The following is a 24,729-nucleotide window of genomic DNA, read 5'->3' on the forward strand; positions in this document are numbered from 1 at the left end:
CTTTTCATTGCAGTATTCCGTCATTATTCTGCCTTAAGCAGGGATAGGAGAATTCCGTGATTACCACCTATAAATTACCATATATTCATTCCGGACGGTTCTGCATCCGGTAGGCTCCCGGAGTCAGACCTGCCGATTTCTTGAAGGTTCTGATGAAATATCCGCAGTCCTCATAACCCAGGGAATGAGCAATGTTCACAATAGACTCCCCGCCCTCAAGCAGGCAGCGTTTCGCTTCCTCCAGCCTGAGACTGTTTATATAGCAGGAAAAGCTCTGCCCGGTCTCCTGCCGGAACAATCTGCTGAAATGATCCGTACTGATCCAGCATAATTTCGCCAGCTCCGCTACAGTCAGCCGCTGGCGGAAATGAGCATGGATATGCTCAAGCGCGGGCTTCAGCCGGATGCTCCTGCCGGTGCCGGGAGCATCCGGCCCGGACTCTTGCTGCACTGCCTGCGTCCGCCGCCCGGCAGTGTCCTGCAGCGGCTTCCCGCTCGTCACCGCAGGCCGCACCCCGGCTTCCGCTCCCGCATGTCTCAAAGCAGGATCACCGGACACAAAGACTCTGCCAGTCCCGCAGATGCTTCCGGTGATATATCGGCTCATGCGGGTAACCAGGCCGGCAACCGCTTCAACCCGTTCATAGGACATCACAGGCAGACTGCGGTAATATTCCTTCAGCAGTCCTTCCTGCTCCCGCTGATCTCCACAGCCGTCTGCCTTCAGCAGATCCAGCTCCCTGCTGCCCCGCTGTCCGGGAATGGAGATCTGGCCAAGCATAATCGCACCGAGGTATGCACTGCCCGCCATCAGCGGTACAGCTATATCCACAATGCCCATATGGCATTTATAGACATAGGGACGCTGCATGCTCTGGGCGTGCTGCCCTCCACGGAAGTCACAGCTCTCGCACAGCCGCGAGGAGTGGGATACCGCTCTCATTGCCTTGCAGAAATCCGTGCATTTACTATGCTGAGTAACCGGCCTGCCGGCAGAATCTACCGTAAGCACTGCCATTTCCGTAACCGCAGCAAGATCATCCTGAATGATCTGCAGCGCCTGTGTATCTACAACATGCTCCAGCAGTTTCAAAGAGTTCCTCATGAGTCCCTCCATAATCATTCAAATTATATCTAAAATTATAACACACCAAATAACCCCGGCTTCACCAGAATTCCAGGTGAAACCGGGGCAACTGTACTTCAAGTCAGGAGCGGCGGTTGACGAACATCAGCATGAGCGCGGAGATTACAATGATCGAGCAGACCCACAGCCATGCCAGCGCCATATTGCCGCCGTCAACAGCAACATAGATGGCCGTCGGTACGGTCTGGGTCCGTCCGGGAATATTACCCGCGACCATAATTGTTGCACCGAATTCACCCAGTCCGCGGGCGAAGCCAAGCACATACCCCGCCGCCAGTGAGCGGCTGGCGAGCGGGAGTGTCACATAACGCAGCACCTGGAATTCACTGGCTCCCTGCGCACGCGCCGCATCCTCAAGATCCTTCTCCACACCTTCGAAGCCCGCTTTAACTGTCCGGTACACAAGGGGAAAAGCGACCACCACCGCAGCGATGACTGCCGCCCCCCAGGTGAACAGAATTGTATGCTCCGTGAACTGCTCATACAGCTTGCCGATCCAGCTCCGCCGGCCGAGAATGACCAGCAGCACGAAGCCGACCACGGTCGGCGGCAGTACCAGCGGCAGCAGCAGAACCGTTTCAATCAGGCTGTGCCCGAAGAACCTGCGTCCAGCCATCTTCTTCGCAGCCAGCGTAGCCAGCACGAATACGATGATACTGGTTATTACAGAAATTTTGATTGAAAGCCAGACCGGGGCGAAAAAATCGGTCCAATTAATCTCCATCTCTTCTCACCCCATTTATAATAGTAGTTATTATTTGGCCAGCTGGAAGCCGTAGCTTGTAAACACGGTGCTTGCTGCCGAAGTTTGTACATAGTCATAGAAAGCTTTCGCTTCCGTCTGATGTGAAGACTCCTTGATTATACCTACCGGATAATTGATGGCCTTATGCACGTGTCCGCCTACGGTAAGGGCAATCTTCACTTTCTTCGAGGTAAGGGCATCTGTCTTGTAGACGAAGCCGGCATCAGCATTTCCGGTTTCTACATACGACAATACCTGGCGTACATCCTTGGCGAAGACCAGCTTGCTCTGTAATGTATCCCAGACATTCTTTGCTGTCAATGACTGCTGTGCGTATTGTCCGGCCGGAACCGATTCCGGCTGGCCGACAGCTACCTTTTTGAAGGCTTTATCTGTAAGCTGTGTAATGGTGGAAATTGAAGTTTTCGAGTCGGAAGGAACTACGAGCACCAGCTGGTTCTTCAGAAGCTCTGTGTTGCTGCTGATAAGTCCGCCATCTACCAGAGCAGTCATTTGCTTGTCTCCGGCTGAGAAGAACAGATCGGCAGGTGCGCCTTGCTCAATCTGCTTCTGCAGTGTGCCGGAGGCGCCGTAGTTGAACACAAGATCAATCTCAGGATGCTGCTTCTCATATGTAACGGCAATCTTGTCAAGGCTGTCCTGCAGGCTCGCTGCCGCAGAGATAATAATCTCAGTTTTCTTGGCTGCTGCTTGCGCCTGATCTGCAGGAGCAGCAGTAAGTCCCAATGCCAGCAATGCAGCCGTTATTACCACTGATAATTTCTTGAACATTTTTATTCCTCCCATTAATATATCTTATATATTTAGGTGCTATTCTAGCACATCCTTTTTAGTTTTTCTACATATTTGATTATGTTTAAATATATTTAGTTATATTTGATATGATTAAGTTAAATGTGTTTCTGGTAACAGACAAAAACAACCCTTAAGCTTATGCTTAAAGGTTGCAGTGAACAGAAGCAAATGGAAAAGGTTAATTCTTCATCCGCGGATCAAGCACATCGCGCAGGCCATCCCCCATCAGGTTGAAGCCAAGCACAGTCAGCATAATCGACAATCCCGGGAAAATAACCGTCCAGGGTGCCTTCTGGATAAATTGCCGCGAATCCGAGAGCATCTTACCCCACTCGGGATCAGGGGGCTGGGCGCCAAGCCCAAGAAACCCGAGTGCCGCTGCCTCAATAATTGCTGTTGCAACCCCGAGCGTACCCTGAACAATAATCGGCGTTAAGCTGTTCGGCAGAATATGCGTCAGCAGGATGCGGGTGTTCGTCATACCAATCGCCCGCGCTGCTGTAATATACTCCTCCGATTTCAGTGAGAGCACCTTGGCCCGGACCAGCCGGCCGTATGTAGGTATATTAACAATAGCTATAGCGTATAGCGCATTCTGCAGGGAAGGCCCGAGTATAGCGACAATGGCAATGGCAAGCAGAATGCTTGGAAAGGCCAGCAAAATATCAAACATGCGGGAAATCAGCATATCAGCCCATTTACCGTAGAAGCCTGCCAGAATTCCCAGAAACGTGCCTACTACAATAGAGCCGATTACCGAGAAGAATCCGACCCATAAGGAAATACGCGCACCGTAGATAATACGGGTGAACATATCTCTTCCCAGATCATCCGTACCGAACCAGTGGTCAGCTGAGGGAGCTTTGAGCCGGTTAATCAGCTCCTGCTCCTTGTAGCCATAAGGTGCAATGAACGGAGCCAGCAGTGCAATCAGTATGAAGAACATAATGATGGAGAGGCCGAGCATAGCCGTCTTGTTCTTGCGGAAAGCTGTCCACGCATCGCGCCAGGGTCCCGAATTCTTCCCGGCAGGTACAGCGGGAGGGGTTACGTTGATTGATGCCTGTCCCATAAGGTTCAACCTCACTTGTAGCTGATGCGCGGATCAATGACGGCATAGAGCAGATCCACCAGCAGATTAATGATTACAAAGATAAAAGCGATGATCAGAATACCGGTCTGAATGACCGGATAATCCCGCGAGCTGATCGCCTCGAAAATATATCGTCCTACGCCCGGCCAGGCAAAGATGGTCTCTGTCAGCACAGCACCGCCGAGAAGCGCACCTGTCTGCAGGCCAATTACGGTCAATACGGGAATCATGGCATTCTTGAGTGCATGCTTGTACACGACAAGAAATTGTGACATCCCCTTCGCTTTGGCCGTACGGATATAGTCGGAGTTCATAACCTCCAGCATGCTGGAGCGGGTCATTCGGGCAATAATTGCCATCGGAATGGTCCCCAGGGCAATGCTTGGCAGAATCAAATGCTTAATAACGGTCCACAGCTGGCCCCAGTCCCCTGCCAGTATCGTATCAATCACGTAGAGATTAGTAATGCTCTCCACCGGATTCCGCTGATCCATCCTGCCTATCGAAGGCAGCCAGTGCAGCTTGAGTGCGAATAACAGCTGCTCCATCAGCCCCAGCCAGAAGATCGGCATAGATACACCAATAAGCGCTATAATCATCGCGGTATAATCGAACCAGGAATTCTGTCTCCAGGCACTCAGAATACCGGCATTTACTCCTACGATTGTGGCAAACAGCATACTGGCTGCTGTAAGCTCTAGAGTTGCCGCCAAATAAGGCATAATTTCCTTGGCGATCGGCGTTTTGGTCCGGATCGAGGTTCCCAGATCGCCCTGCAGCAAATCACCCATATAGTTGAAATACTGCTGCAGCCAAGGCTTGTCGAGACCAAGCTGTTCGCGTAAGGCCTGTTTGGACTGCTCGGTTGCTTTTTGCCCCAGAATCGTTTCGGCCGGATCACCCGGAATGGCATGAATAATAGAGAAGACGATAATCGTCATTCCGATCAGCACAGGGATTAAGACCATCACACGTTTTAATAGGTAGGAGTTCAAGTCGGCTCACCTTCCAGTGGTCCTTAAGCATAACTTGCCGCAGCAGACATGCGGCGGCAAGGAAATGCTTATGGAGCAAACTATTCGAAGTAAATTTCGCTGTAATATTCCGTTCCGGTAGGACCCGGAACATATCCCTTCAGGTTCGCTTTGGCAGCCAGCAGCGGGGTTGTATGCACAAGCGGAATCCATGGTGCATCCGCCTTGATAATCTCCTGGGCCTGCTTGTACAGGTCAGAGCGCTTCGCCTGGTCTGTCTCCTTCTGTGCATTGATCAGAATCGTGTGCAGCTCCTCATTTACATAGAAGGAACGGTTGTTGCCTGGAATCGCATCCTTATCAAGCAGCGTGTACAGGAAGTTATCCGGGTCGCCGTTGTCACCGGTCCAGCCGAGCATGTAGATATCATCTTTCTCTCCGGCTTTGGTATCATCCAGGTAGGTCGCCCATTCCGGAGATTCAATGGTAGTTTTCACACCGATTTTCTCCCAATCCGCTTGAATGGCTTCGGCAACCTTCTTGCCGTCAGGCATATAAGGACGGGATACCGGCATAGCGTACAGGGTTACAGTATCCGGCAGACCGTCAGGATAACCTGCCTCTGTCAGCAAAGCCTTAGCCTTCTCCAGATCATATTCATAATCCTGTACAGTATCGTTATAGCCCCACAGTGAAGGGGGCATCGGATTCACTGCTGCAGTCGCCTGGCCGGAGAAGAAGGCTCCGATAATAGCTTCTTTGTTCACTGCATGGTTCAGTGCCTGTCTTACTTTGACATTATCAAACGGCTTCTTGTTGAAATTGAAGCCCAGATAGGCCACATTGAACGGCGGGCGCTCAATCTTCTGCAGATCCGTATTGCCTTCAAGTGTGGACAGGTCATCCGGGCTCAAATCCTCCATCAGGTCGATCTCACCGTTCTGCAGGGCGGTGAAGCGGGCTGAGTTGTCCGGAATCGAACGCACGATAACTTTGTTCAGCTTAGGAAGGCCTTCCTTCCAGTAATCAGCATTCTTGTCCAGGGTAATGGCATCATTATGCTTCCACTCCGTGAATACGAAGGGTCCTGTGCCTACCGGCTCGTTCTTGAAATTCTCTTTCTTCTCCTGGATGGCAGCAGGGCTGGCGATCCCGAAGGAGGTCATGGCAATATTCTGCAGGAACGGTGCCTGCGGCTGATTCAGGGTGAACTGTACCGTAGTCTCATCTACAGCTTTAACTTCCTTAATAACACGGCTGCCGTCCGGGCCGAACATCGAGTCGTAGTAGTCGAAGGAATCACCTTCGAACTTGTACTCACTGGCCGGATCACTCCAGCGCGTGAAGTTGAAGACTACAGCTTCAGCGTTGAAATCTGTTCCGTCATGGAATTTCACGCCCGGATGCAGCTTGAAGGTGTACGTCAAGCCGTCGGGCGAAACTTCCCAGCTGTCTGCAAGCGATGCCTGGACTTCAGAGGTGCCCGGTTTGTACTCCAGCAGGGAATCAAATACCTGGTGGGCGATCTTTAGGGATTCACCGTCTGTTACGATAGCCGGGTCCAGCGAAGCTGAATCGCCGCCGCGTCCAAGTATCAGGGTGTCCTGCGAGCCCGCAGAAGCTTCTGGTGAGCTTTCCGGTGCGGCAGTTGCCGCTGCGTTACTGCCTGCCGTCGCTTCTGTGCTTGCGCCGCTGTTGTTCCCTCCGCAGCCGCTTAATGTTAATACCGCCCCCAGCGTTACTGCAAGTGCAAGACTACTCCACTTCTTCATCTTGAGAAAACTCCCTTCTCTCATTAAAAGTATTAAAGCGTCTATATGGAGCTGCGCCAAAGCGCTGCCATATACCAGGGCCACTTCATTTCGGAGGCAACAGGACGCCCCTTATTCCGGTTCTTCAACCTGCCCGGCTACAGCTCGCTCAAGTAAACAGCGTAGCAGTTGTGCTGTCATACAAATGACAGGCAGTCCAGTGTCCGGATTCATTCTCCTGCAGCGCAGGCCTTACACTCCTGCATACATCCATCACACGCGGACACCTGGTATTGAATGCGCAGCCGACCGGTGCATTCGCCGGGCTGGGCACTTCCCCCTGCAGAATAATCCGTTCCTTGCGGATATCCGGATCAGGTTCAGGGACTGCAGACAAAAGCGCCTGCGTATAAGGATGCTGCGGTGCTTCATAAAGCTTGATCTTGTCGGTTACTTCAACAATCCGTCCGAGATACATCACAGCTACCCGGTCGCAAATATGCTTCACAACGCTGAGATCATGAGCGATAAATATGTAGGTCAAGCCGAATTCCTTCTGTAAATCCTGCATCAGATTGATAACCTGAGACTGGATTGACACATCCAGGGCAGACACCGGCTCATCCGCGATAATCAGCTTGGGCTGAAGAGCCAGTGCTCTGGCAATGCCGATCCGCTGGCGCTGGCCGCCGGAGAACTGATGGGGATATCGCTGCAGATGGGCTTTGGACAATCCGACTACATCTGCAAGCCGTTCTACAGCAGCCCGGCGCTGCCTGGCATCGCCTGTCCCGTGAACAATCATCGGCTCCTCAAGAATACGCTGGACGGTATTACGGGGATCCAGGGAAGAGAACGGGTCCTGGAAAACAATCTGCATCTCCCGGCGGCGTCCCCGCATCTCTTCAATAGACAGCTTCGTAATATCCTGCCCCTCAAACCAGATTTCCCCTGCCGTCGGCTCAATCAGCCGGAGCAGTGCGCGGCCGGTTGTCGACTTGCCGCAGCCGCTCTCCCCGACCAGACCAAAGGTTTCCCCTTTGCCTACAGAGAAGGAGATATCATCCACAGCCTTCACAGCCCCCTTGGCCCGGCCAAGAAATCCCTTGTTGATCGGATAATACTTTTTGAGGCCCTTAACCTCGAGCAGGTTATCACTCATACAGCATCCTCCTGTTGACTTTCATGCAGCCAGCATCTGCAGCTGTGCTGTTCCTCCTGCAGCGTGAGTCCCGGAAGACTCTGATGGCAGATATCCATCACATTCGGGCAGCGCGGTGCAAAGCGGCAGCCCTGCATTTCCTTGCTGAGCACAGGCACATTACCGGGAATGGAGTGAAGGCGTTCCCGGGTCTCATTCATCCGGGGAACCGATTCTATCAATCCCCGGGTATACGGATGCAGCGGATTCTTGAATATATCATGCACGCTGCCTTCTTCTACTACCTTACCGGCATACATAACCGCTACGCGGTGGCACATCTCCGCAACCACACCAAGATCATGCGTAATCAGCATGACTGCTGTGCCCTGATCCTCGTTAAGCCTGCGGATCAGCTCAAGAATCTGCGCCTGAATCGTTACATCCAAAGCGGTTGTCGGTTCATCGGCAATCAACAGCCCGGGACTGCAGGAGATCGACATGGCAATCATGACCCGCTGGCGCATACCGCCTGAAAGCTGGTGCGGATATTCGTCCACAATATGCTCCGGCCGTGAAATCCCGACCTTACGGAGCATCTCTACAGCATGCTCCCGGGCCTCCTTCCTGGAGAGGCCGCGGTGCAGGCGTACAGTCTCAATTATTTGTTGTCCAACCGTAAACAGCGGATTAAGCGAGGTCATCGGCTCTTGGAATATCATCGCTACCGAATCGCCGCGGATCTTGCGCATCTCTTTCTCTTTGAGCGGAACAATGTCATTACCCTTCAGCAGAATACGCCCGTCCACAATTCTCCCCGGAGGGTCCGGGACCAGCTTCAGGATGGACAGGGAGGTTACACTTTTCCCGCAGCCGGATTCTCCGACCACACCCAGTACCTCCCCCGGATTGATGTACAAGTCTACACCATCAACTGCCGGAACCTCACCGCGGTCCGTAAAGAAGTGGGTATGTAAATTTTCAATTTTCAGAATCGGCTGGATCAAATCTCTACCTCTCTTCTGCTAAAAATTGAACAAAGGTCAAATGTCAGTACAGATAATATATTTTAAAAGTTAGCTATATTGCCCAATACCTGACACGACAGGGAAGAAAAGCATAGTAAATTAAACATTACTGTTATTTAATGTATAACATTACTATAAACATCCTGACTAGACAAGGAAAATTTGTGCATATAACTAACCCGATGAGTTTTATATGATTAAATTCATTCCAAACTAATGATAATGGCCATTCCGCGCTGAACAACAGTTCCCTTTGTTGCTACGGCAATGATTATTTATACCGCTTTCAGTTACCCGGTCTGGCCGGTCCCGTATGTGATTAAAAAGATGATAAATAGCCTGCAACAGATAGCAGACAACCGATTAATTCATGCTTCATAATGAAAAACTGTACTATTTGTATAGCGCCAGCCATTTTTCAAGCTGGTTTTTGAGTACATCCCGGTAGTAGAACGGCTCCATAATCTCAGCTTCTTCCCCATATTTCATAATCCAGTGCACAAAGCCGATGTCCTGCTCCACAGCAACCCTGAAATGCAGGCAGCGGCTCTGGCGGTCCACTTTATTCGGTTTCACAAACATCTCCTCATACTTCAGCCTCTCCATCATCCGCTGGGAGAATTTCACCCTGAACTCAACCTGCAGGCTGTCCTGATCCAGTGACCATTTCTGCTCCATAAATGACTGCAGATCAAAGGCCTCTTTGGAAAACCAGCGGTCAAGCGGCTTTACACTGGAAAACCCATTAACATGAAAGGTCCGGATAATCCCGAACCGATGACAAAAGCCAATCAAATGATAACGATTCTCCAACGGGACCAGGCAGTAGGGGTCAATTTGAATTCCTTTTTCTTCATATGCATTCTCACTGTAGTCCGCATGTATGCTTCTCTGCTTCATCACGGCATCCAGAATGTGCGTCAGAAAAAAGGGCTGATCCCCGTAGGAGCCGCTTCTCTCCATCCAATGCTGGCCGGCTTCCTTTTTCGCGCTTTCCATCGTTTCTTCTCTTTCTGCCTTTTGCTTATATTCTGCAGCCATCACTTTCTCATAAGCGTCTTCAAAGTCCGGGGGCAGTAGAGGTTTAATCTCCGGGATAATATTGCGCAATTGTAAAAAAGCAGCCTCTTCCTCTTCTGACCAATCCAAAGGGTAAAGTGCAAAATTTCCGATAAAAGCGTATCCCTTACCATGTCCCATATGGGTGATGGGGATATGCATCGCACTGAGCGCATCCATATCCCGGTAAATCGTTCTCTCACTGTTACCGCATCGTTCCGCCAGCTCACGGGCCAGAATTCCTGGTTTGGCCTGAACTAGCGTAATAATGCGCATCAGCCGGATTAATCGGTCTGTCATATTCAATTCTCCTTGATTCATGGTAAAATAGACCCATTATTTTTAAATAAATTAGTTATATATATCTATAACCAAGGATGTAATAACCGAGATAAAAAAATATAATAGAACTATTTTACTATTTTACCACATTTAGATATTACACTAACTGTTATCTAATTTTACAAATCCGCTTCTAATTCTAAGCTATATGTATGGTTATTGCCTCATAAATCCCCACTGTGCTCCATTCATTATCCGGTAACTACTTTACTCCAGGCCAGTTCTTCTCCTTCCAGCTGTTTATACAGTGCCTCCGCTTCCTTTACCAGCTGCATGTCACCGGAACGCGCGGCCAGCAGCAGTAATTTATCAGCCTGCCGGCGCAGCTTGTCGCAAGGGATTGCCTGCTTCCTGCTTGTCCGGGCTGCTTCCATTTCCGCCAGCAGCTCCTCCGTCTTAAGCAGCTCCAGGTGCTTCTCCACATGGAAGCAGGGGCGGGAGCCGATCAGATCCGTATGATGTGAATATTCAATCCCCAGCTTCTTAAGCGGAAGCTCACGGATGCGCTCCACTGTAGACTGTCTGTATTGCCACTGCAGCCAAAGCGCTTCGTGCAGGCCTGCCGGCATCCCGGACATCGTAAATTCCAGGGCAATGTACCTGCGCTGTCCGGAATGGATTTTTCCCAGCTTCAGCAGCAGTGAACGTCCTTCCCCTTCTTCTGCAGCACATCCGTAGCATCCCGTCACGGTTACATGGCCCTCAAGCCAAATCCGCAGCTCGATTTCCCTGGCCACTACCTTCCGGCTTTTCTTGCGTGATTCTTCACTATTGACGGCCCCTTTCCACTCTACCAACAGGACAATATTCTTCGCACCTCCAGCTAAAATCCGTTCCTGGCTCCATGTAAATACGGGCTGAATACTTGCTTGCATATTTCCACCTCTTTCTTTTTCTGGGTCTTCTATTAATGTACCAATAATGGCGGACAACTCCTTGTCATGGAATATATGTTCGGTCCTATAATATCGACAAAAAAAGAGCCAACCTACCCTTTAAGGTAATTGCCTCTTTGCGAAAGTCTATTATTTTGTCAAAACATGACGAACACAGTTTTACGCATTATAGGCTTCTTGCCTGACGCCTTGCTTTTTCTTCCCTGAAAAAGAACCCCAGTGCCCACTTGGCGCACAGCAGGGCAAAGAGGAAAAACAGCAGCGCCCAGACTAACGCCGGCAGCGGAGTCAAACGGGCCAGATTGGCCGCATCCCCTGCACGGGAAGGTGCCATTACCGAAGCGGACAACAGGTACAGTGTCCCCATTACAGACTCCTCCAGGGTCAGAAAGGCGAGAAATAAGTAATAATATTTGCTGATCTTCGGCCAAAGAAACAGCATGGCGGCATTCAGCAGAATGAATCCGCTCAGCCAAAGCATTCCAAATCCGCCCCGCACATAGAGCACCAGCATAATCAGCGCGACACTGCTGGCCAGAATCAGCCCCCACTGCCGCTTGCCTTTGCTATACAGATAGAACAGCAGCAACGAGAATAATGAAGCCAGCGGATAACCGGACAATGAAACCAGAATTGCCTTTCCCCCGGCTGCAATGGCCGAATAGGTAACCCCGCTATGATCGGCGTACAGCTCAATCCGCAGCACGCTTCCCGAGAGCAGCAGAGTGACCAGCGCATGACCGAATTCGTGAAACATCGTATCCAGATTGCGGAATAAGGAGGAGAACGGGATGAAGCGGGTCAGAACCGCAGAACCAGCCAGAAACAACAATGTTTTGAGCCATTTATTCATTGCCAGCAGCTCCTTTCCGTTCAAAGTATACGTTAATTTATGTACACACTCAATATAATAGAAACCTGCAGCAGCTTTTTGCTGTATTAAACCTATGGTTACTCCCCTGGGCCGGAAGGGTAATTATGCCTACAGCGCGAACTGCCCAAACCGCAGCCTGCTATGATAAAATAAAAGGACTACTAGTCTACTACAGGCGGTGATCAGCAATGTATAAACGGACTGCTAAAAATATATTCAGGCTGCTGGCTTCAGCCCTGCTGTTGACCGGAATCTCCTTAGGTTACGGGGCTCCGGCAGCTAAAGCCAATTATTTCACCGATTTGTATAACGGCCTGCAGAGCTTCTCAGAGCTGCCCGGCGAGGTGAATAAGCTGCAGGAGAGCTACCAGCAGACTGCAGATGAGCTCCGCCAGACGAAGGAGGATCTCAGCACCGCAGTGGACGAGCTCGGGCAGACTAAGGAGCAGCTCAGCCAGTCCCTGGACCAGATGGCTGCCTATCAGGCCCAGAATGCCGCCCTGCAGGAGCAGAACCGCCAGCTCAGCCTGGTGGTGGACGAGCTTAAGAATGACCGCACAGCAAGGGAAAACTACTATCAGCGGATTAAGGTGACCGTGATTACCGGCCTGGCCCTAATTCTGGGATACTTTCTGCTGATCCGGCTGCTGCGCCTGACGATGCGCCACCGGTCCAGAAAAAGCGACCGCCTGCGCTAAACACGAAAGGGGGGATGAAGCATGAATGTTGACGTTCAGGATGAAGGCGACAGCGGCAGCGGCCAGGCCGTTGCCTTCACCGTCGCGGAGAATGAAGAGGTTCACGTGCTGCATCCGCAGCAGATTATAGCTTATCAAGGCCCCTCCTCCGGGCGGGCGGACCGGCTGATGGACGTTAAAGGAATGTACCGCAAGCGCAAGCTCATCCGCTCAGACATCACCGGTCCTTGCCGGTTCGTAGCTGCGCTCCCCCCCGGTTACCGGGTTAAGACGCTGCAGCTTGACGGCAAAAGCGACCTGCTGTATGACTTCAGGCACCTGTTCTTCTACAGCAAGGGAATTACAATGCAGACGAAAGTACTGAATATGAAGAATATGCTGATTACAAGGGATATTGTCAAAGTTAAATTCTCCGGGCACGGCAGCATCGGCATTCTGACGGAAGGCACAGTCTGTGAAGCTGAGCTTCACCCCTTTGAACCTCTTTATGTCGATGCCGGCAGTATCATTGCCTATCCGGAGAATGCGAAGCTTGAGCTTACGGTCTACGGCAACCACCTCGCGAGCCAGCATATGAGCTATCACTGGAAGATGACCGGCCACGGGCCGGTGCTGTTCCAGGCCGGACGGCAGAGCCGGCGCTTTGAGCGTGACAACAACGAAGACGGCATCGTCAAACGGTTCCTGCGTGAAGCTCTGCCCTTTGGCGGAGTATTCATTAAGTAAGTCACTATATTGAACGGCAAAGAGCGCCCGGGCATACTGCTGCGGGCGCTCTTTACTATGATACAGCGTGGATATGGCTTGATCCGGGTGAGATTAAGCCAGATAAGCGTTCAGCATCCAGGCAGTCTTCTCTACGCTTGTTCTGATGCCGATCAGCAGGTCTGCAGTAGGCTGGTCGCTAAGCTCTTCTGCTGAAGAGATCGCCTGCTTCAGTTCTTCAGCCACAGCAGCAAAGTCCTTAATCAGCTGGGCAACCATTTCCTTAGCGCTTTCGCCGCCGGTGGCTTCCTTCAGCTCGGAGAGGGCCAGGTACTGCGTCATTGTAGAGGCAGGTTGTCCGCCAATGGCAAGCAGGCGTTCAGCCAGCTCATCGACATAACCGGCAGCTTCATTATATAGCTCCTCAAATTTCTCATGCAGCGCGAAGAATTGTGCTCCGCTGACATACCAGTGGTAGTGATGCAGCTTCACTCCAAGCAGTGTCCAGTTCGCGGTCTGACGGTTAAGGGCAGCATGCAATTCGGTTTGACGTTTGACTTGTGTACTCATTCTAATAACCTCCCGGGATTTGTATTCTTGGTTTATTGTATTTAGACTCGTTCTAAATCTATATACAATTTAACACAATCTAAAGCTAATTGCAATCTGTTTAATGATGTAGTTACTGCAAATTCTAGCATTCCCCTCTCAGCAGCTCCTATTATTTCTGTCACAATCCTGTAAAAGCTTAGATATTGACATAAATCACCTTCTCCGGAAGAGAAGCTTACATTTCAGCCAACTTAGCAGCATCATCTGCTAATCACGAGAGCAGCCGGTTATAGCGGTGTGATCTCCGGCTCTGCTGCTTTACCCTTCCCGTTCCGGAAAATAGCCTTCATCTCTTCCCGTTTATTCTTGGGGCTAAGCACATATACCGTATCGCCCGGTTCGATGACCGTGCTGCCGTGCGGTGTAACGATACTCTTATTACGGATAATCGCTGTGAACAGAATATCCTCCGGCAGGCCGATCTGAGCAATCTGCATCCCGGCAACCGGCATATTCCGTTCAATCCCGATATGATTGAATTCCGAGCCGGTCCTGCCCAGCGCTACCAGCTCCATCAGCGAAGGCTGCGGCTCCTCCTGCGAGACCAGCTTAAGGCGCGAGGCCAGCGGTGAAATGGTCGTGCCCTGAATGACCGCAGAGGTCAGGACGACGAAGAACACTACATTGAAGAACAGCCGTCCCTGAGGCAGCCCCGCGAGCAGCGGGTAGGTCGCAAGGACAATCGGAACGGCACCTCTGAGGCCGGCCCAGGAGATCAGTATCTTTTCGCGGAAGGAGAACCTGGCAAAGATCAGACTCAGGAGTACTCCGGCAGGTCTCGCTGCAACCATCAGAATTACCGAGAGCAGCAGCCCCTGCCAGGCAATGCCCGCGAGCTCCTGCGGAAAGACCAGCAGGCCAAGCAGGATGAACATAGCAATCTGCATCATCCAGGCAAAGCCGTGATTGAAATTCATAATCGTCCGGTGATACATCAGCTCGGAATTGCCCAGCACCAGACCCAGAACATAGACAGCAAGCAGGCCGCTGCTGTGCAGCAACGCTGCCGTCCCGTAGGCCAGAACCGCAAATCCGATCGCCAGCACCGGATACAGGCCTGTAGAGTTCAGATTAATCCGGTTAATCAGATAGACTCCCAGCTTGCCGATGACAATTCCCAGCACCAGACCCATACCCATCTCCCAGAAAAAAGACAGCACAAGACCCCATATAGCCATACCGGGATGCTGGATCCATTCAAGCAGAGACACTGTGAGAAATACAGCCATAGGGTCATTGCTGCCCGATTCCGCCTCCAGCGTGGAGGTCAGGCGTTTATCGATGTTTTTGCCGCCAAGCACGGAGAATACGGCTGCCGCATCCGTTGAGCCGACAATCGCTCCGAACAGGAAGCTCTCCGCCCACGGCACACCCAGCACCAGTCTGGCGAACACGCCGGTAACCGCCGTTGTCAGAAGTACGCCTGCCGTCGCCAGTGACAAGGCCGGCTTCATCACCGGGCGGATATCCTTCATGCTGGTCTGCATTCCGCCTTCAAAGAGAATCACTACCAGCGCGAAAATCCCGGCCAGCTGGGTTAATGAAGCATTATTGAAATAGACGAAATGGCTGAGGACCATTCCGGCGGCAATGAACAGAACCAGGGCAGGCATTCCAAAGCGGGTGGAGAACTTCGTGGACAATACGCCGGTCAGCAGTAATGCCGCCAGCAACAGAATTATCTGATCTGCAAGATGAGTCATGGATCCGCTTCACACCTTTCTCCTAATTTCGGACAGCAAAAAACCCCGGTGGGTCATCCACGGAGGTTATTATGCCGGCCTTTATTCTCTTGAATACACCTGAAGCTCTTGAATTGACCAGTAGTTGCCGCCGGCACCGGTCTGCTGAATCCGGATATAGCGGGTTTTGACCGGTGAAAAGATGATTTTGGTCCGCTCCAGCTCCCCTTTACCCGCCGCCACCCTGCTCCAGCTCTGACCATCATCCGAGACCTGGACGGTATACCCCCGCGGATAATCATAGGAAGATAACGTATAATCAAGGTCTATAGCCTCCACAGTATGTGCTGAACCAAGGTCAATCTGGAAGTACTCGCCAGACGCCTGATGCTTGCCGGTATCCCAGCGTGTGCGCCGGTCCCCGTCAATTGCACTCACCGGATTCGAAGCCTCCGTATTCACGTTCGACGTAACCTTCCAGCCGGACCGCTCCAGCGGAACCAGTCCGGTGGCTGTAATCTGCGTCTCCGCAGATTTCACAGCAGAACCGGTTACTCTTACAGCATAAGTGTACAGCGTACCTTCCTGCAGGCGGCTGTCGGTATACTCCGTAGTCTTCAAGCCTGAAGCAATTACCTTCAGCTGCTCGCCCGGGCCGTCAGCCCGGAGCACTTCATAGCTTGCTCCGGGAGCCTCCAGCCAGCTTAAATGCATCGACATCCCTTTTACAGGTGCAGCTTTGAAGCCTTGCGGCGCCAAATCCGCCACTTCGGAGGAAGGCTCCAGAATATACTGCACCGCCTCTCCCGGAGCAAGCTTCTCGGTGAATTCCAGCACAGGTGAGGCATTTCTGCCGGTAATATAACTGTGTGCTTCTTCGTACGTATCCCCGCTGCCGAATCTTTCACCTTCATAGACTGTTTTCTTAGGCATCGTCACTTTGACGCTCACCGTCTGCTCGGTCTCCTCGAAATTCACCAAATTTACCAGCACCTTGTTCGAGGTTGCCCCGCTGCCTGCCAGCGGCTCAAGGGTGGACGTATCTACTGCCCGGACATATACCAGCTTGTCAGCCAGGTTATCCTTGTTCGTAATCTGATAGGTCAGCGGTGCCCCATGGGTGGCATAGGCCAGATCCAGCCGCCGCATGATGCTGACGCGTGAATCCTCACCCTTTTTGGTGTAGTAGATCTCCGTGTCCGCCGGATCATGCTCCTCCAGATTAAAGCCGTATTTGAACAGGCTGAAATTCTTGAAGAATGCGGCATGCTGCACGAACATATCCGCATAGCCGATATGCGCCCGCATAATCCGGTCGAACACCGCAGCTGTCTGCTGGGTCGCCCCGTACTGGTAAGCATCAACATGGGTATCCGAGGTACCGAACTCGGTGGTGAGCATTTTTTTGCTGAGGCCGTCGACTGCTCCGCCGAAGGTCTTGAGGTTCTCTGTAAAGCTGCCTCCCTGGCTGAAAATATAGGATTCACCATAGGAATGCCCGTTGGTTAGATCCGTCACTTCCTCCAGCTCAGCCCGCTGCTCCGGATCCCGTTCCCAGCCGTCGGGGTCTCCGCACTGTTTGAGTGCACCCTTCTGGTTGCCGCAGGAGTCCTCGCTGTATCCCGGCCAGTAAGCCCAGCCCGGTGCTACGGTCTGCAGATGCGGCGCAATTATTTTGCCCTTCTTGTTCAGCCAGTCTGCAACCGCCAGATTGACGGCCTTGGAGCGGTTGAACAGCCCCGGCTCATTATCCACCTCATAATACTGGAAATACGGGCTGTACTGCTCGAAATAATCGGTCAGCTTCTTCTCCGCATCCTCCGGCAGCGAACCATCCGCCTTGAGCTTAATATCGCCGGTGTACAAATAGAGGGCCACGGACTGCATATTGTAATCCTTCAGCACCTTGTAGTAATCGCCCATATTTTCGCAGGAGCGGCCGACATCACTGGCACAGCTGGTCCGCATAATATTGCCGCTGTAGGCAACACCCAGCCATTTCATAATATACGGCAGATGGGTAACTGCACCTTTGTCAAAATAAAACTGCTTATTATTCACCATCGTTCCGGTAAGCGTGTAGCTGCCGTGAATCGGCTCCTTAATCGGGCTTTTCAGCGATTCCAGGCTGAGCTCATCCCAAGTCCACCAGCTGTACTTATCCTCCGCCTCCGAGGAATAAATCCCGCGCGCGGTCCGCAGGGTCAGCTCGTTGTTTCCGCTGATAAGCTGCTCTTTAGGAATGTACAGCTCATAGGTTTTGCGGAAATCATACTTGCTGTCTGTCCCGGAAACTCCCGCAATCTGGATGATGCCGGACAGCTGCTTATTGGAGAACACACTCATCTGCGGCACCGATTTGTAAGCATCCAGAATGCTCACACGAAATAAGACCCCATTGACCGGGATCTTATCCAGCTTGTAAGTAATCCGCAGTTCAGGATTAGTGTCCCCGTGCAGCCCGGAAGGCACGGTCTTCAGCTCAGCTGCCTTGACTGCGGATGAAGCCAAGTTAATAACCTCTTTGGCTGAGGATGCGTCTGCAGCTGCAAATTCGGCAGCTGAGCCGTCATGCTGCCCGAGCCTCCACAGCACAGTCCCCTCCGGCATTGCCGGCCCTGCACCGCCGGCTGCCGACAACTCAGACATGTCAACCTCCACCTTGCCGCTCTTCGTCCCATCCTTGCCGAAGACCGAAACCGACAACAGAATCAAGATAATCAGTGCTGCAAATTTTAGTAGCAAAAGCTGGGGCTTGCCGGTTTTTTTGTTCGTCCTGGTCTTCATTCCCTTGTCCTCGCTTTCTGCCGGGGGCGGCTGACCTTATAGCGGTTAACGTAAAGCTGCAATTACAAGACCCGGCTTCATGATCTTAGGGAAGCATCAGCGCATTCCGGGGAATCACCGCCTGCTTCTGGCTCGGGCTCTGCCACATCAAACGGACACTGGCATCACCGTAATTCTCGAAATACTCCACTTTAATATCATAGGCTGTTGCTGCCGAGAGCACGATACTGCCCTCCCGGCTGATCCCGCTTTGCTTCTTCCAGCTGTCGATGATCAGCTTGCCGCCGATCCATACCCGGATGCCGTCATCGGAAGAGGCAGTGAAGGTATACTTTTCACTGTAGAGCGGCTTGATTGTACCGGTCCAGCGGACCGAGAAGCTGTCCTCGCCAATCGTCGCGGCCGGTGAGTCTCCATGCCAGTTAAAGTCGATCCTGCTGTCTGTCCGCGTAAGCAGCGGTGCTCCGGACAGCTCCGTATTACCGAAATATTCTCCCTTAAGCCCGTAAGGCGAGGTTACTGCCGGCACACTAGGCCTGGCGATCATATCCTGCTTATAATCCTCCCGTGATACGGTATATTTATTGCTCATAAAGCTTTTGATTTCCTGAAGGTTATTATTTTCAAGCAGCATTTTCCCCCATGTCATCGTATATACCCATTTACTCTGGGTTTGAGACAATATTACAGGGTCTGGAAGCTCTCCGCTCTCCCCGATCCCGATCGGCTTGCCGCCGGCCAGCTTCAGCAGATTCTCGTAATAGGATTGTTTAAAGTCATCGTTATAAATATCCGCTGCCAGTATATCCACTTTGTCTAGGCCGGGATAATACTTGCTGTACGCCTCAGCCCACTCATTCGGCGCATTCGGATTCCAGACCCACAGCAGGTTGTTCAGCTTGTGCTTGTTAACCATACGGTCGTACACAATGTCCCATAGCCGGTTGAAATTATCCTTTTGCCCCCACCAGAACCAGTTGCCGTTCATTTCATGATAAGGACGCCACAAAACAGGAACTCCGGCATCCCGCAGCTCCCCCAAGTACACGGCAACCTCGTCCAGGTCGGCAATCAGGGCTTTGTACTGCTGGGTTCCAGGAGTGACATAAGCATCGAATTTATCCTGGCTCAGGCTCATATGCACATTAGCCCATTCCGGAGAGGTGCCGGGCAAATTCTGATGGAAGGTCATCGCCACAATGCCCCCGCCCTGATGCCATTTAATAGCACTGTCTATAACAGCCTGGCGTTGCCGGGCGATCGTTGCCTCGCTCTGGTTATTGATAGCTCCAAGCTCGTAGCCATGCAGAACGGCATACTGTCCGCTGGCATTTTTGAGTTTATTGTTGAATTCATCAGGACTTTCCAGGTAATCATGCTGGCCGGAGATCATGGACTTGCCGCCCAGATCAATCAGGTAGCTTAACAGCGAAGCAGCCTCTTCTGAGGCAGAGGGATTAATCGGAGTAACAGCTGCGGCAGGAGTTGCGGCGGGAGCCGTGTCCATGACACGGGTTACGGGAAGGCTCCGCACCTCGGACCATGGCAACAGCGTGAGAATAAAAATAATGGGAAGCAAAGTTGTATACAGCTGGTACTTACGGTAAGTGTTCAATGTAATCTCCTTCCTCCAGCCTCTGCTGCCGCCATAGCTCCGGGAGATTGTGCCTCTTATGCAGACCGCTTCCGTTCTGCCCGGAGATCTATAGCTCAGTAGCCCTGCTGAACAGCAGGGCTATCAAGAGTGGACTATATTAGGATTTAATATTGTAACGTCTTAACCAGTATCAGCGCCAAGCATGACTACAGCCGTTGAGCCCGCGTAATCTTAGGAAGCAGACGGGAGAAACAGAGCGCTGGCCGGAACCGTTCCTTTGGTTTGGCTCGGACTGGACCACATCAGGCGCGCATTCGCATCCCCTTGGTTCTCGTAATACTCCACCTGGATATCATACAGCATCCCGGCAGTCAGACTGATGCTTCCCGTGCGTTCTGTTCCGCTCTGCTTCGTCCAGCTGTCGATCACAAGCTCGCCGTTAATTCGCACGCGGATACCATCATCGGAAGTGGTATAGATCTGATAAGTCTCTGTATAGAGCGGTTTGATCTTGCCGCTCCAGCGGACAGAGAAGAAATCTATGCCAATTGCCGCATCCGGTGTACCCTGCCGCCAATTGAAATCAAGTGCTGCATCGGTACGTACCACTGCCGGGGCACCTGACAGCGTCATATTATTGAAATATTCCGCGTAAAGCCCGTTAGCGGGGGGCGCCTCAACCACAACCTGCTGCGGCGCTGCTGTCGGTGTTGGTGCCGCTGTCGGTGTTGGCGTTGGTGCCGCTGTCGGCGTTGCTATCGGCGTTGGCGTTGGTGCCGCTGTCGGCGTTGCTGTCGGCACCGGTGTTGCTGTCAGTGTCGGCGTCGGTGCTGTCGTTGGTGTTGATACTGGTGACGGCGTTGCTGTCGGTACAGCCGCAGCCGGAGCTGCGGATAGAGCCTTATCAGCAGCAACCGCTGAATTTGGCATATACAATGCGCTGGCCGGCACAGTTGCTTTTGCTTGACTGGCGCTCTGCCACATCAGACGAATATTGGCATCGCCTGCATTCTCGTAATATTCCACCTTGATGTCATACAGTTGGCCTGCCTTCAGGGCTATGCTTCCTGTACGCTCTGTTCCGCTCTGCTTAGTCCAGCTGTCAATGACAGCTGTGCCGTCAACATAGACACGGATCCCGTCATCAGAGGTTGTGATGATCTGATAGGTTTCACTGTATGCCGGCTTAATCTGGCCGGTCCAGCGGATTGAGAAGTTATCCACGCCAAGCGCGGCATCCGGCGACCCCTGACGCCAGTTGAAATTCAGCAGATCGTCATTGCGTACCAGCACCGGTGTGCCGGAGAGGGTCATATTCTTGAAATATTCTCCGCGCAGGCCATTCTGGAGCGGTGCCTGCACTGAATCACTGACAGGTACAATTGTTGGAACAGGCATTGGTGTTGCTGTCGGTGACGGCACCGGTGTCGCTGTCGGTGACGGCGTTGGTGTCGCTGTCGGTGACGGCGTTGGTGTCGCTGTCGGTGACGGCGTCGGTGTTGCTGTCGGTAACGGCGTTGGTGTCGCTGTCGGTGACGGCGTTGGAGTTGCTGCCGCTGCTGCCTTGTACTGATCCTTGGTTAATGTGTAGCTGTCGCCCATGAAGCCTTTAATAGTAGCATCACTATTATTTTCATACAGCATTTTTCCCCAGGTCATCATATATACCCAGTTCTTCTGGGAGAGCTGCAGCTTCTGTGTGCTTGGCATTTCCCCGTTCTCGCCAATGGCAATAGGTTTGCCGTTCGCCAGGCTAAGCAGGCCGTCATAGTATTTATTCATATAGTCGTTATCATATATATCTGCTGCGAGCACATCCACCTTGTCTGCTCCCGGATAAGTCAGTGCGTAAGGATCAGACCAGGCATTCGGTGCATTAGGATTCCAGACCCACAGCAGGTTGTTTAATTGATGAACGTTTACGAAACGGTCATACATAATATTCCATAATTTAGCGAAGTTATTTTTCTTCCCCCACCAGAACCAGTCACCGTTCATTTCATGATAAGGTCTCCAGAGTACAGGAACCCCTGCATCCTTCAGGCTTTTCAGCGAAACGGCCACCTTGTCCAGGTCTGCAATCAGGGCCGTATACTGCGTCGTACCCGGAGTAACATATTTATTGAACTCTTCCTGGCTCAGGCTCTTCTGCACATTGGACCACAGATAAGGGGTGCCGGGCAGGTTCTCGTGAAAAGTCATAGCCACGATGCCCCCGCTTTTATACCAGCTGATTGCGCTGTTCACTACATTTCTGCGTTGTGCCGCTGCGGTGCTTTCCGATTGGCCGCTGATAACACCCAGCTCATAACCGTGAAGGGCTGCGTACTGGCCGCTGGTTCCCTTCAGCTTATTGCTGAATTCATCCGGGCTCTCCAGATAGTCGTGCTGTCCTGTAATGATGCCTTTACCTGTGATGGAATACAGATCACTGAGTAGTTTGACTGCTTCTGCCGATGCCGACGGGTTAACAGGCGCCTTGGAGCTGGAAGCCGCTTCAGCAGTTGAAGCCAGCCCGCCCAGGGCTGCAGGTATTGCAGACACAAACAAGGCCAGTGACAGCACAGTGCACAGCAAACGGGACTTACGGTAAGTTTTCAAAATTTCCTCTTCCTTTCGGTAGCCAGGCTGCCACTCTTGCGAAGGCCCTATAGCTTTGCGTCCCTATCTTTCGATTAGGTTTGCCTTTGTCGTTTTGGAAGGATGAATCCCTCTTACCGTAAGTATCGTCGCTATTTATTTTTAATTTAGAGCAAAAATAAAAATTTCTTAATAAATAGTGCTAAATACCTGTTTTGATTTTGTTACAATTGGTTAAATAGATTAATTAGGCCTACGAGATAAACTGGTGTAAAGCTATATCCTCCCAGTCCAGAGTGATGCGGATATTATCTTCCTCCACCAGTTCAGAGCCGCTCTGCACCTCAATAAATTCCACATCTGTAAGTGCCAGGATTGCATGCTTGGTACCTTCCGGTATCCGTACAACATCCCCTGCCTTTACCTTATGCATCTTTTCGTTAATGACAATGCTTGCCTCACCGCTGACAAACGTCCAGATTTCACTGCGTTTGTGATGCAACTGATAGCTGATATTTTTACCTTCGTTAATGAAAATCCGCTTCGTCAGCACTTCATTGCCTTCATCATACTTCACATAATCGATTACCTTGTAGTGGCCCCAGCGACGCTCTTCGTACATCGGTCTTTGTTCAAAAGTTTTCAGTACCTCCTTGATCCGCGGGCTCTCCGCCTTGTGCGTAACCAGGATACCGTCCGGGCTGGCAGCGATAATCAGATCCTTCGCCCCGATTACTGTAATCGGAATATCCAGCTCATTGATAAGGCTGGTACCCTCGGAATCTGCCGTCACGAACCCTTTGCCGACATGATTACTGGTCATCTCCTCGGTCAGGGTATTCCAGGTGCCCAGGTCTTTCCAGAATCCGGCGTACGGCTGAACTACGATATTCTCCTCTTTCTCGACCACTTCATAATCGAAGCTGATCGAGGACAGCAGTTTGTACTGCTTTTGCAGCTCCTCATAGTTCAGCGGGAGGCCTTTGCGCTGCAGAATATCCAGCAGATACCCGAGCCGGAAAGCGAAGACACCGCAGTTCCAGAGTGCATTCCGGCTGATCAGCTCCTCTGCCTGCCTGCGGTCCGGCTTCTCCTGGAAGTGGCTCACCTGCAGATACCCGCTCTCGCCTGCTGCGGCGCTGGTAGGAATAATATAGCCGTATTTCTCGGAGGCGTGCTCCGGTACTACGCCCATGAGCGCCAGATTCGCACCGCTCTCAAGCATCGTACTCTCCAGCTGCAGCACCGTATCGAAAAAGGATGATTCCACATAAGGGTCGACGGGCAGAATCGCCACGGTCTCTGCCGGTGAAACACCGGCGATGGAATACAGATAAGCGGCCGTCAGCGCAATGGCGGGGAAGGTATCCCGGCGCTCCGGCTCCACGATAATCGGCACCTCGCCGCCGAGCTGACTCTGAATCATCTCCACCTGGCTGCGGCCGGTTGCGAGATAGGATGACTCCGCTATCCCGGCCTCCTGCAATTGTCTCCACACCCGCTGAACCATCGATTCCGGTTCACCTGCCGGGCTTTCCAGTACCTTCAGAAATTGCTTCGAACGTGAGTCATTCGAGAGCGGCCAGAGCCGCTTGCCTGAACCGCCTGATAAAAGTACTAGTTTCATAGTGAACCCTCCTTATGTGTGTGACGCGTGAATATCGGATTGTTGCTTGGGAGTTTCCTCATAATGGATAGTGGCTACGGTGTAGAAGTAAATGCCCGCGCTGCCGCTTCGCAGCTTATAAGCAAATCTGCATCCGGTAGAATTAGGGGGCACTTTTACCTCTATTTCACGCATTTGGCCCGCATCCGGTGAAATTAGGGGCACTTTTACCTCTATTTCACGCATTTGGCCCGCATTTGGTGAAATTAGGGGCACTTTTGCTCCTATTTCACGCATTTGGCCCGCATCCGGCGGAATTAGGGGCACTTTTGCTCCTATTTCACGCATTTGGCCTGCATCCGGCGAAATTAGGGGCACTTTTGCTCCTATTTCACGCATTTAGCCCGCATCCGGCGGAATTAAGGGTACTTTTACCTCTATTTCTCCCATTCAGCTCACTCTCGGCGGAAATAGAGGGATTTTTACCTTTAATTCCTTAATAAAGCCCACTTTTGGCGGGATTAGAGGGATTTTTACCTTTAATTGCACCATTCAGCCCATTTTCAGCTGAAATAGAGGGATTTTTCACTTTATTT

At 51.8% G+C, this 24,729-nt stretch carries 20 protein-coding genes and 1 riboswitch; of the genes, 2 read left to right on the forward strand and 18 right to left on the reverse strand.

Annotation, left to right across the window (positions count from 1 at the left end):
- Positions 1 to 85 precede the first annotated feature (85 nt).
- From LOS79_RS19695 to LOS79_RS19745, 11 genes are all read right to left on the reverse strand, one after another.
- Positions 86 to 1,105 carry a PocR ligand-binding domain-containing protein gene (locus LOS79_RS19695; RefSeq protein WP_315411749.1) on the reverse strand — a complete coding sequence of 340 codons (1,020 nt, stop codon included), beginning with the start codon at positions 1,103 to 1,105 and terminating at the stop codon, positions 86 to 88.
- Between the two features lie 103 nt (positions 1,106 to 1,208).
- Positions 1,209 to 1,871 (reverse strand): molybdate ABC transporter permease subunit, encoded by a 663-nt coding sequence (gene modB, locus LOS79_RS19700; protein WP_315411750.1) that lies wholly within the window; start codon positions 1,869 to 1,871, stop codon positions 1,209 to 1,211.
- Between the two features lie 30 nt (positions 1,872 to 1,901).
- Positions 1,902 to 2,684 (reverse strand): molybdate ABC transporter substrate-binding protein, encoded by a 783-nt coding sequence (gene modA, locus LOS79_RS19705; protein WP_315411751.1) that lies wholly within the window; start codon positions 2,682 to 2,684, stop codon positions 1,902 to 1,904.
- Between the two features lie 202 nt (positions 2,685 to 2,886).
- Positions 2,887 to 3,780, reverse strand: a complete 894-nt coding sequence (gene nikC, locus LOS79_RS19710) for a nickel transporter permease (protein ID WP_315411752.1) — start codon at positions 3,778 to 3,780, stop codon at positions 2,887 to 2,889.
- A gap of 11 nt (positions 3,781 to 3,791) precedes the next feature.
- Positions 3,792 to 4,796, reverse strand: a complete 1,005-nt coding sequence (locus LOS79_RS19715; protein ID WP_315411753.1) for an ABC transporter permease — start codon at positions 4,794 to 4,796, stop codon at positions 3,792 to 3,794.
- A gap of 80 nt (positions 4,797 to 4,876) precedes the next feature.
- Positions 4,877 to 6,547 (reverse strand): ABC transporter substrate-binding protein, encoded by a 1,671-nt coding sequence (locus LOS79_RS19720; RefSeq protein WP_315411754.1) that lies wholly within the window; start codon positions 6,545 to 6,547, stop codon positions 4,877 to 4,879.
- Between the two features lie 148 nt (positions 6,548 to 6,695).
- Positions 6,696 to 7,688, reverse strand: a complete 993-nt coding sequence (locus LOS79_RS19725; protein WP_315411755.1) for an ABC transporter ATP-binding protein — start codon at positions 7,686 to 7,688, stop codon at positions 6,696 to 6,698.
- Positions 7,685 to 8,674 carry an ABC transporter ATP-binding protein gene (locus LOS79_RS19730; RefSeq protein WP_315411756.1) on the reverse strand — a complete coding sequence of 330 codons (990 nt, stop codon included), beginning with the start codon at positions 8,672 to 8,674 and terminating at the stop codon, positions 7,685 to 7,687. Before LOS79_RS19730 ends, LOS79_RS19725 begins: the two co-directional genes overlap by 4 nt.
- A 414-nt stretch (positions 8,675 to 9,088) precedes the next feature.
- Positions 9,089 to 10,054, reverse strand: coding sequence for a helix-turn-helix transcriptional regulator (locus tag LOS79_RS19735; RefSeq protein ID WP_315411757.1), 966 nt, complete (start codon positions 10,052 to 10,054; stop codon positions 9,089 to 9,091).
- A gap of 233 nt (positions 10,055 to 10,287) precedes the next feature.
- Positions 10,288 to 10,971, reverse strand: a complete 684-nt coding sequence (locus LOS79_RS19740; RefSeq protein WP_315411758.1) for a hypothetical protein — start codon at positions 10,969 to 10,971, stop codon at positions 10,288 to 10,290.
- 187 nt (positions 10,972 to 11,158) lie between these two features.
- The gene (locus LOS79_RS19745) at positions 11,159 to 11,845 is read right to left on the reverse strand and encodes a M50 family metallopeptidase (protein ID WP_315411759.1); all 687 of its coding nucleotides are present in this window, start codon (positions 11,843 to 11,845) and stop codon (positions 11,159 to 11,161) included.
- Between the two features lie 209 nt (positions 11,846 to 12,054).
- Between LOS79_RS19745 and LOS79_RS19750 the strand changes: the two genes are divergently transcribed.
- Both LOS79_RS19750 and LOS79_RS19755 read left to right on the forward strand, forming a co-directional pair.
- On the forward strand, positions 12,055 to 12,564 hold the full coding sequence (locus tag LOS79_RS19750; protein WP_315411760.1) for a hypothetical protein: 510 nt from the start codon (positions 12,055 to 12,057) through the stop codon (positions 12,562 to 12,564).
- A gap of 21 nt (positions 12,565 to 12,585) precedes the next feature.
- Entirely contained in the window at positions 12,586 to 13,290 is a 705-nt protein-coding gene (locus LOS79_RS19755) for an AIM24 family protein (RefSeq protein WP_315411761.1), read from the forward strand.
- 93 nt (positions 13,291 to 13,383) lie between these two features.
- On the opposite strand, the gene LOS79_RS19760 is transcribed toward LOS79_RS19755, so the two are convergent.
- From LOS79_RS19760 to LOS79_RS19790, 7 genes are all read right to left on the reverse strand, one after another.
- The gene (locus LOS79_RS19760; RefSeq protein WP_315411762.1) at positions 13,384 to 13,839 is read right to left on the reverse strand and encodes a Dps family protein; all 456 of its coding nucleotides are present in this window, start codon (positions 13,837 to 13,839) and stop codon (positions 13,384 to 13,386) included.
- Positions 13,840 to 14,108: 269 nt separating this feature from the next.
- Entirely contained in the window at positions 14,109 to 15,584 is a 1,476-nt protein-coding gene (locus LOS79_RS19765; RefSeq protein WP_315411763.1) for a potassium/proton antiporter, read from the reverse strand.
- A gap of 81 nt (positions 15,585 to 15,665) precedes the next feature.
- On the reverse strand, positions 15,666 to 18,212 hold the full coding sequence (locus LOS79_RS19770) for a discoidin domain-containing protein (protein WP_315422339.1): 2,547 nt from the start codon (positions 18,210 to 18,212) through the stop codon (positions 15,666 to 15,668).
- 223 nt (positions 18,213 to 18,435) lie between these two features.
- Positions 18,436 to 19,965, reverse strand: a complete 1,530-nt coding sequence (locus tag LOS79_RS19775) for a glycosyl hydrolase (protein ID WP_315411764.1) — start codon at positions 19,963 to 19,965, stop codon at positions 18,436 to 18,438.
- Between the two features lie 213 nt (positions 19,966 to 20,178).
- On the reverse strand, positions 20,179 to 22,548 hold the full coding sequence (locus LOS79_RS19780; protein ID WP_397386667.1) for a PA14 domain-containing protein: 2,370 nt from the start codon (positions 22,546 to 22,548) through the stop codon (positions 20,179 to 20,181).
- Positions 22,549 to 22,562: 14 nt separating this feature from the next.
- Positions 22,563 to 22,643, reverse strand: a riboswitch (cyclic di-GMP riboswitch).
- Positions 22,644 to 22,780: 137 nt separating this feature from the next.
- Positions 22,781 to 24,154, reverse strand: coding sequence for a sugar phosphate nucleotidyltransferase (locus LOS79_RS19785; protein ID WP_315411765.1), 1,374 nt, complete (start codon positions 24,152 to 24,154; stop codon positions 22,781 to 22,783).
- A 12-nt stretch (positions 24,155 to 24,166) separates the two neighbouring features.
- Positions 24,167 to 24,532 (reverse strand): hypothetical protein, encoded by a 366-nt coding sequence (locus LOS79_RS19790; protein WP_315411766.1) that lies wholly within the window; start codon positions 24,530 to 24,532, stop codon positions 24,167 to 24,169.
- Between the last annotated feature and the right edge of the window lie 197 nt (positions 24,533 to 24,729).

The sequence above is a fragment of the Paenibacillus sp. MMS20-IR301 genome (assembly GCF_032302195.1).
Lineage (GTDB): Bacteria > Bacillota > Bacilli > Paenibacillales > Paenibacillaceae > Paenibacillus_AQ.

Bases quoted from the DNA above. Each gene is read 5' to 3' on its own strand.
- LOS79_RS19765 (WP_315411763.1), bottom strand. From the start codon at position 15,584: ATGACTCATCTTGCAGATCAGATAATTCTGTTGCTGGCGGCATTACTG.
- modA (WP_315411751.1), bottom strand. From the start codon at position 2,684: ATGTTCAAGAAATTATCAGTGGTAATAACGGCTGCATTGCTGGCATTG.
- LOS79_RS19750 (WP_315411760.1), top strand. From the start codon at position 12,055: ATGTATAAACGGACTGCTAAAAATATATTCAGGCTGCTGGCTTCAGCC.
- LOS79_RS19720 (WP_315411754.1), bottom strand. From the start codon at position 6,547: ATGAAGAAGTGGAGTAGTCTTGCACTTGCAGTAACGCTGGGGGCGGTA.
- LOS79_RS19760 (WP_315411762.1), bottom strand. From the start codon at position 13,839: ATGAGTACACAAGTCAAACGTCAAACCGAATTGCATGCTGCCCTTAAC.
- LOS79_RS19745 (WP_315411759.1), bottom strand. From the start codon at position 11,845: ATGAATAAATGGCTCAAAACATTGTTGTTTCTGGCTGGTTCTGCGGTT.
- LOS79_RS19770 (WP_315422339.1), bottom strand. From the start codon at position 18,212: ATGTCTGAGTTGTCGGCAGCCGGCGGTGCAGGGCCGGCAATGCCGGAG.
- modB (WP_315411750.1), bottom strand. From the start codon at position 1,871: ATGGAGATTAATTGGACCGATTTTTTCGCCCCGGTCTGGCTTTCAATC.
- LOS79_RS19740 (WP_315411758.1), bottom strand. From the start codon at position 10,971: ATGCAAGCAAGTATTCAGCCCGTATTTACATGGAGCCAGGAACGGATT.
- LOS79_RS19735 (WP_315411757.1), bottom strand. From the start codon at position 10,054: ATGACAGACCGATTAATCCGGCTGATGCGCATTATTACGCTAGTTCAG.
- LOS79_RS19725 (WP_315411755.1), bottom strand. From the start codon at position 7,688: ATGAGTGATAACCTGCTCGAGGTTAAGGGCCTCAAAAAGTATTATCCG.
- LOS79_RS19755 (WP_315411761.1), top strand. From the start codon at position 12,586: ATGAATGTTGACGTTCAGGATGAAGGCGACAGCGGCAGCGGCCAGGCC.
- LOS79_RS19790 (WP_315411766.1), bottom strand. From the start codon at position 24,532: ATGCGTGAAATAGGAGCAAAAGTGCCCCTAATTTCGCCGGATGCAGGC.
- LOS79_RS19785 (WP_315411765.1), bottom strand. From the start codon at position 24,154: ATGAAACTAGTACTTTTATCAGGCGGTTCAGGCAAGCGGCTCTGGCCG.
- nikC (WP_315411752.1), bottom strand. From the start codon at position 3,780: ATGGGACAGGCATCAATCAACGTAACCCCTCCCGCTGTACCTGCCGGG.
- LOS79_RS19695 (WP_315411749.1), bottom strand. From the start codon at position 1,105: ATGAGGAACTCTTTGAAACTGCTGGAGCATGTTGTAGATACACAGGCG.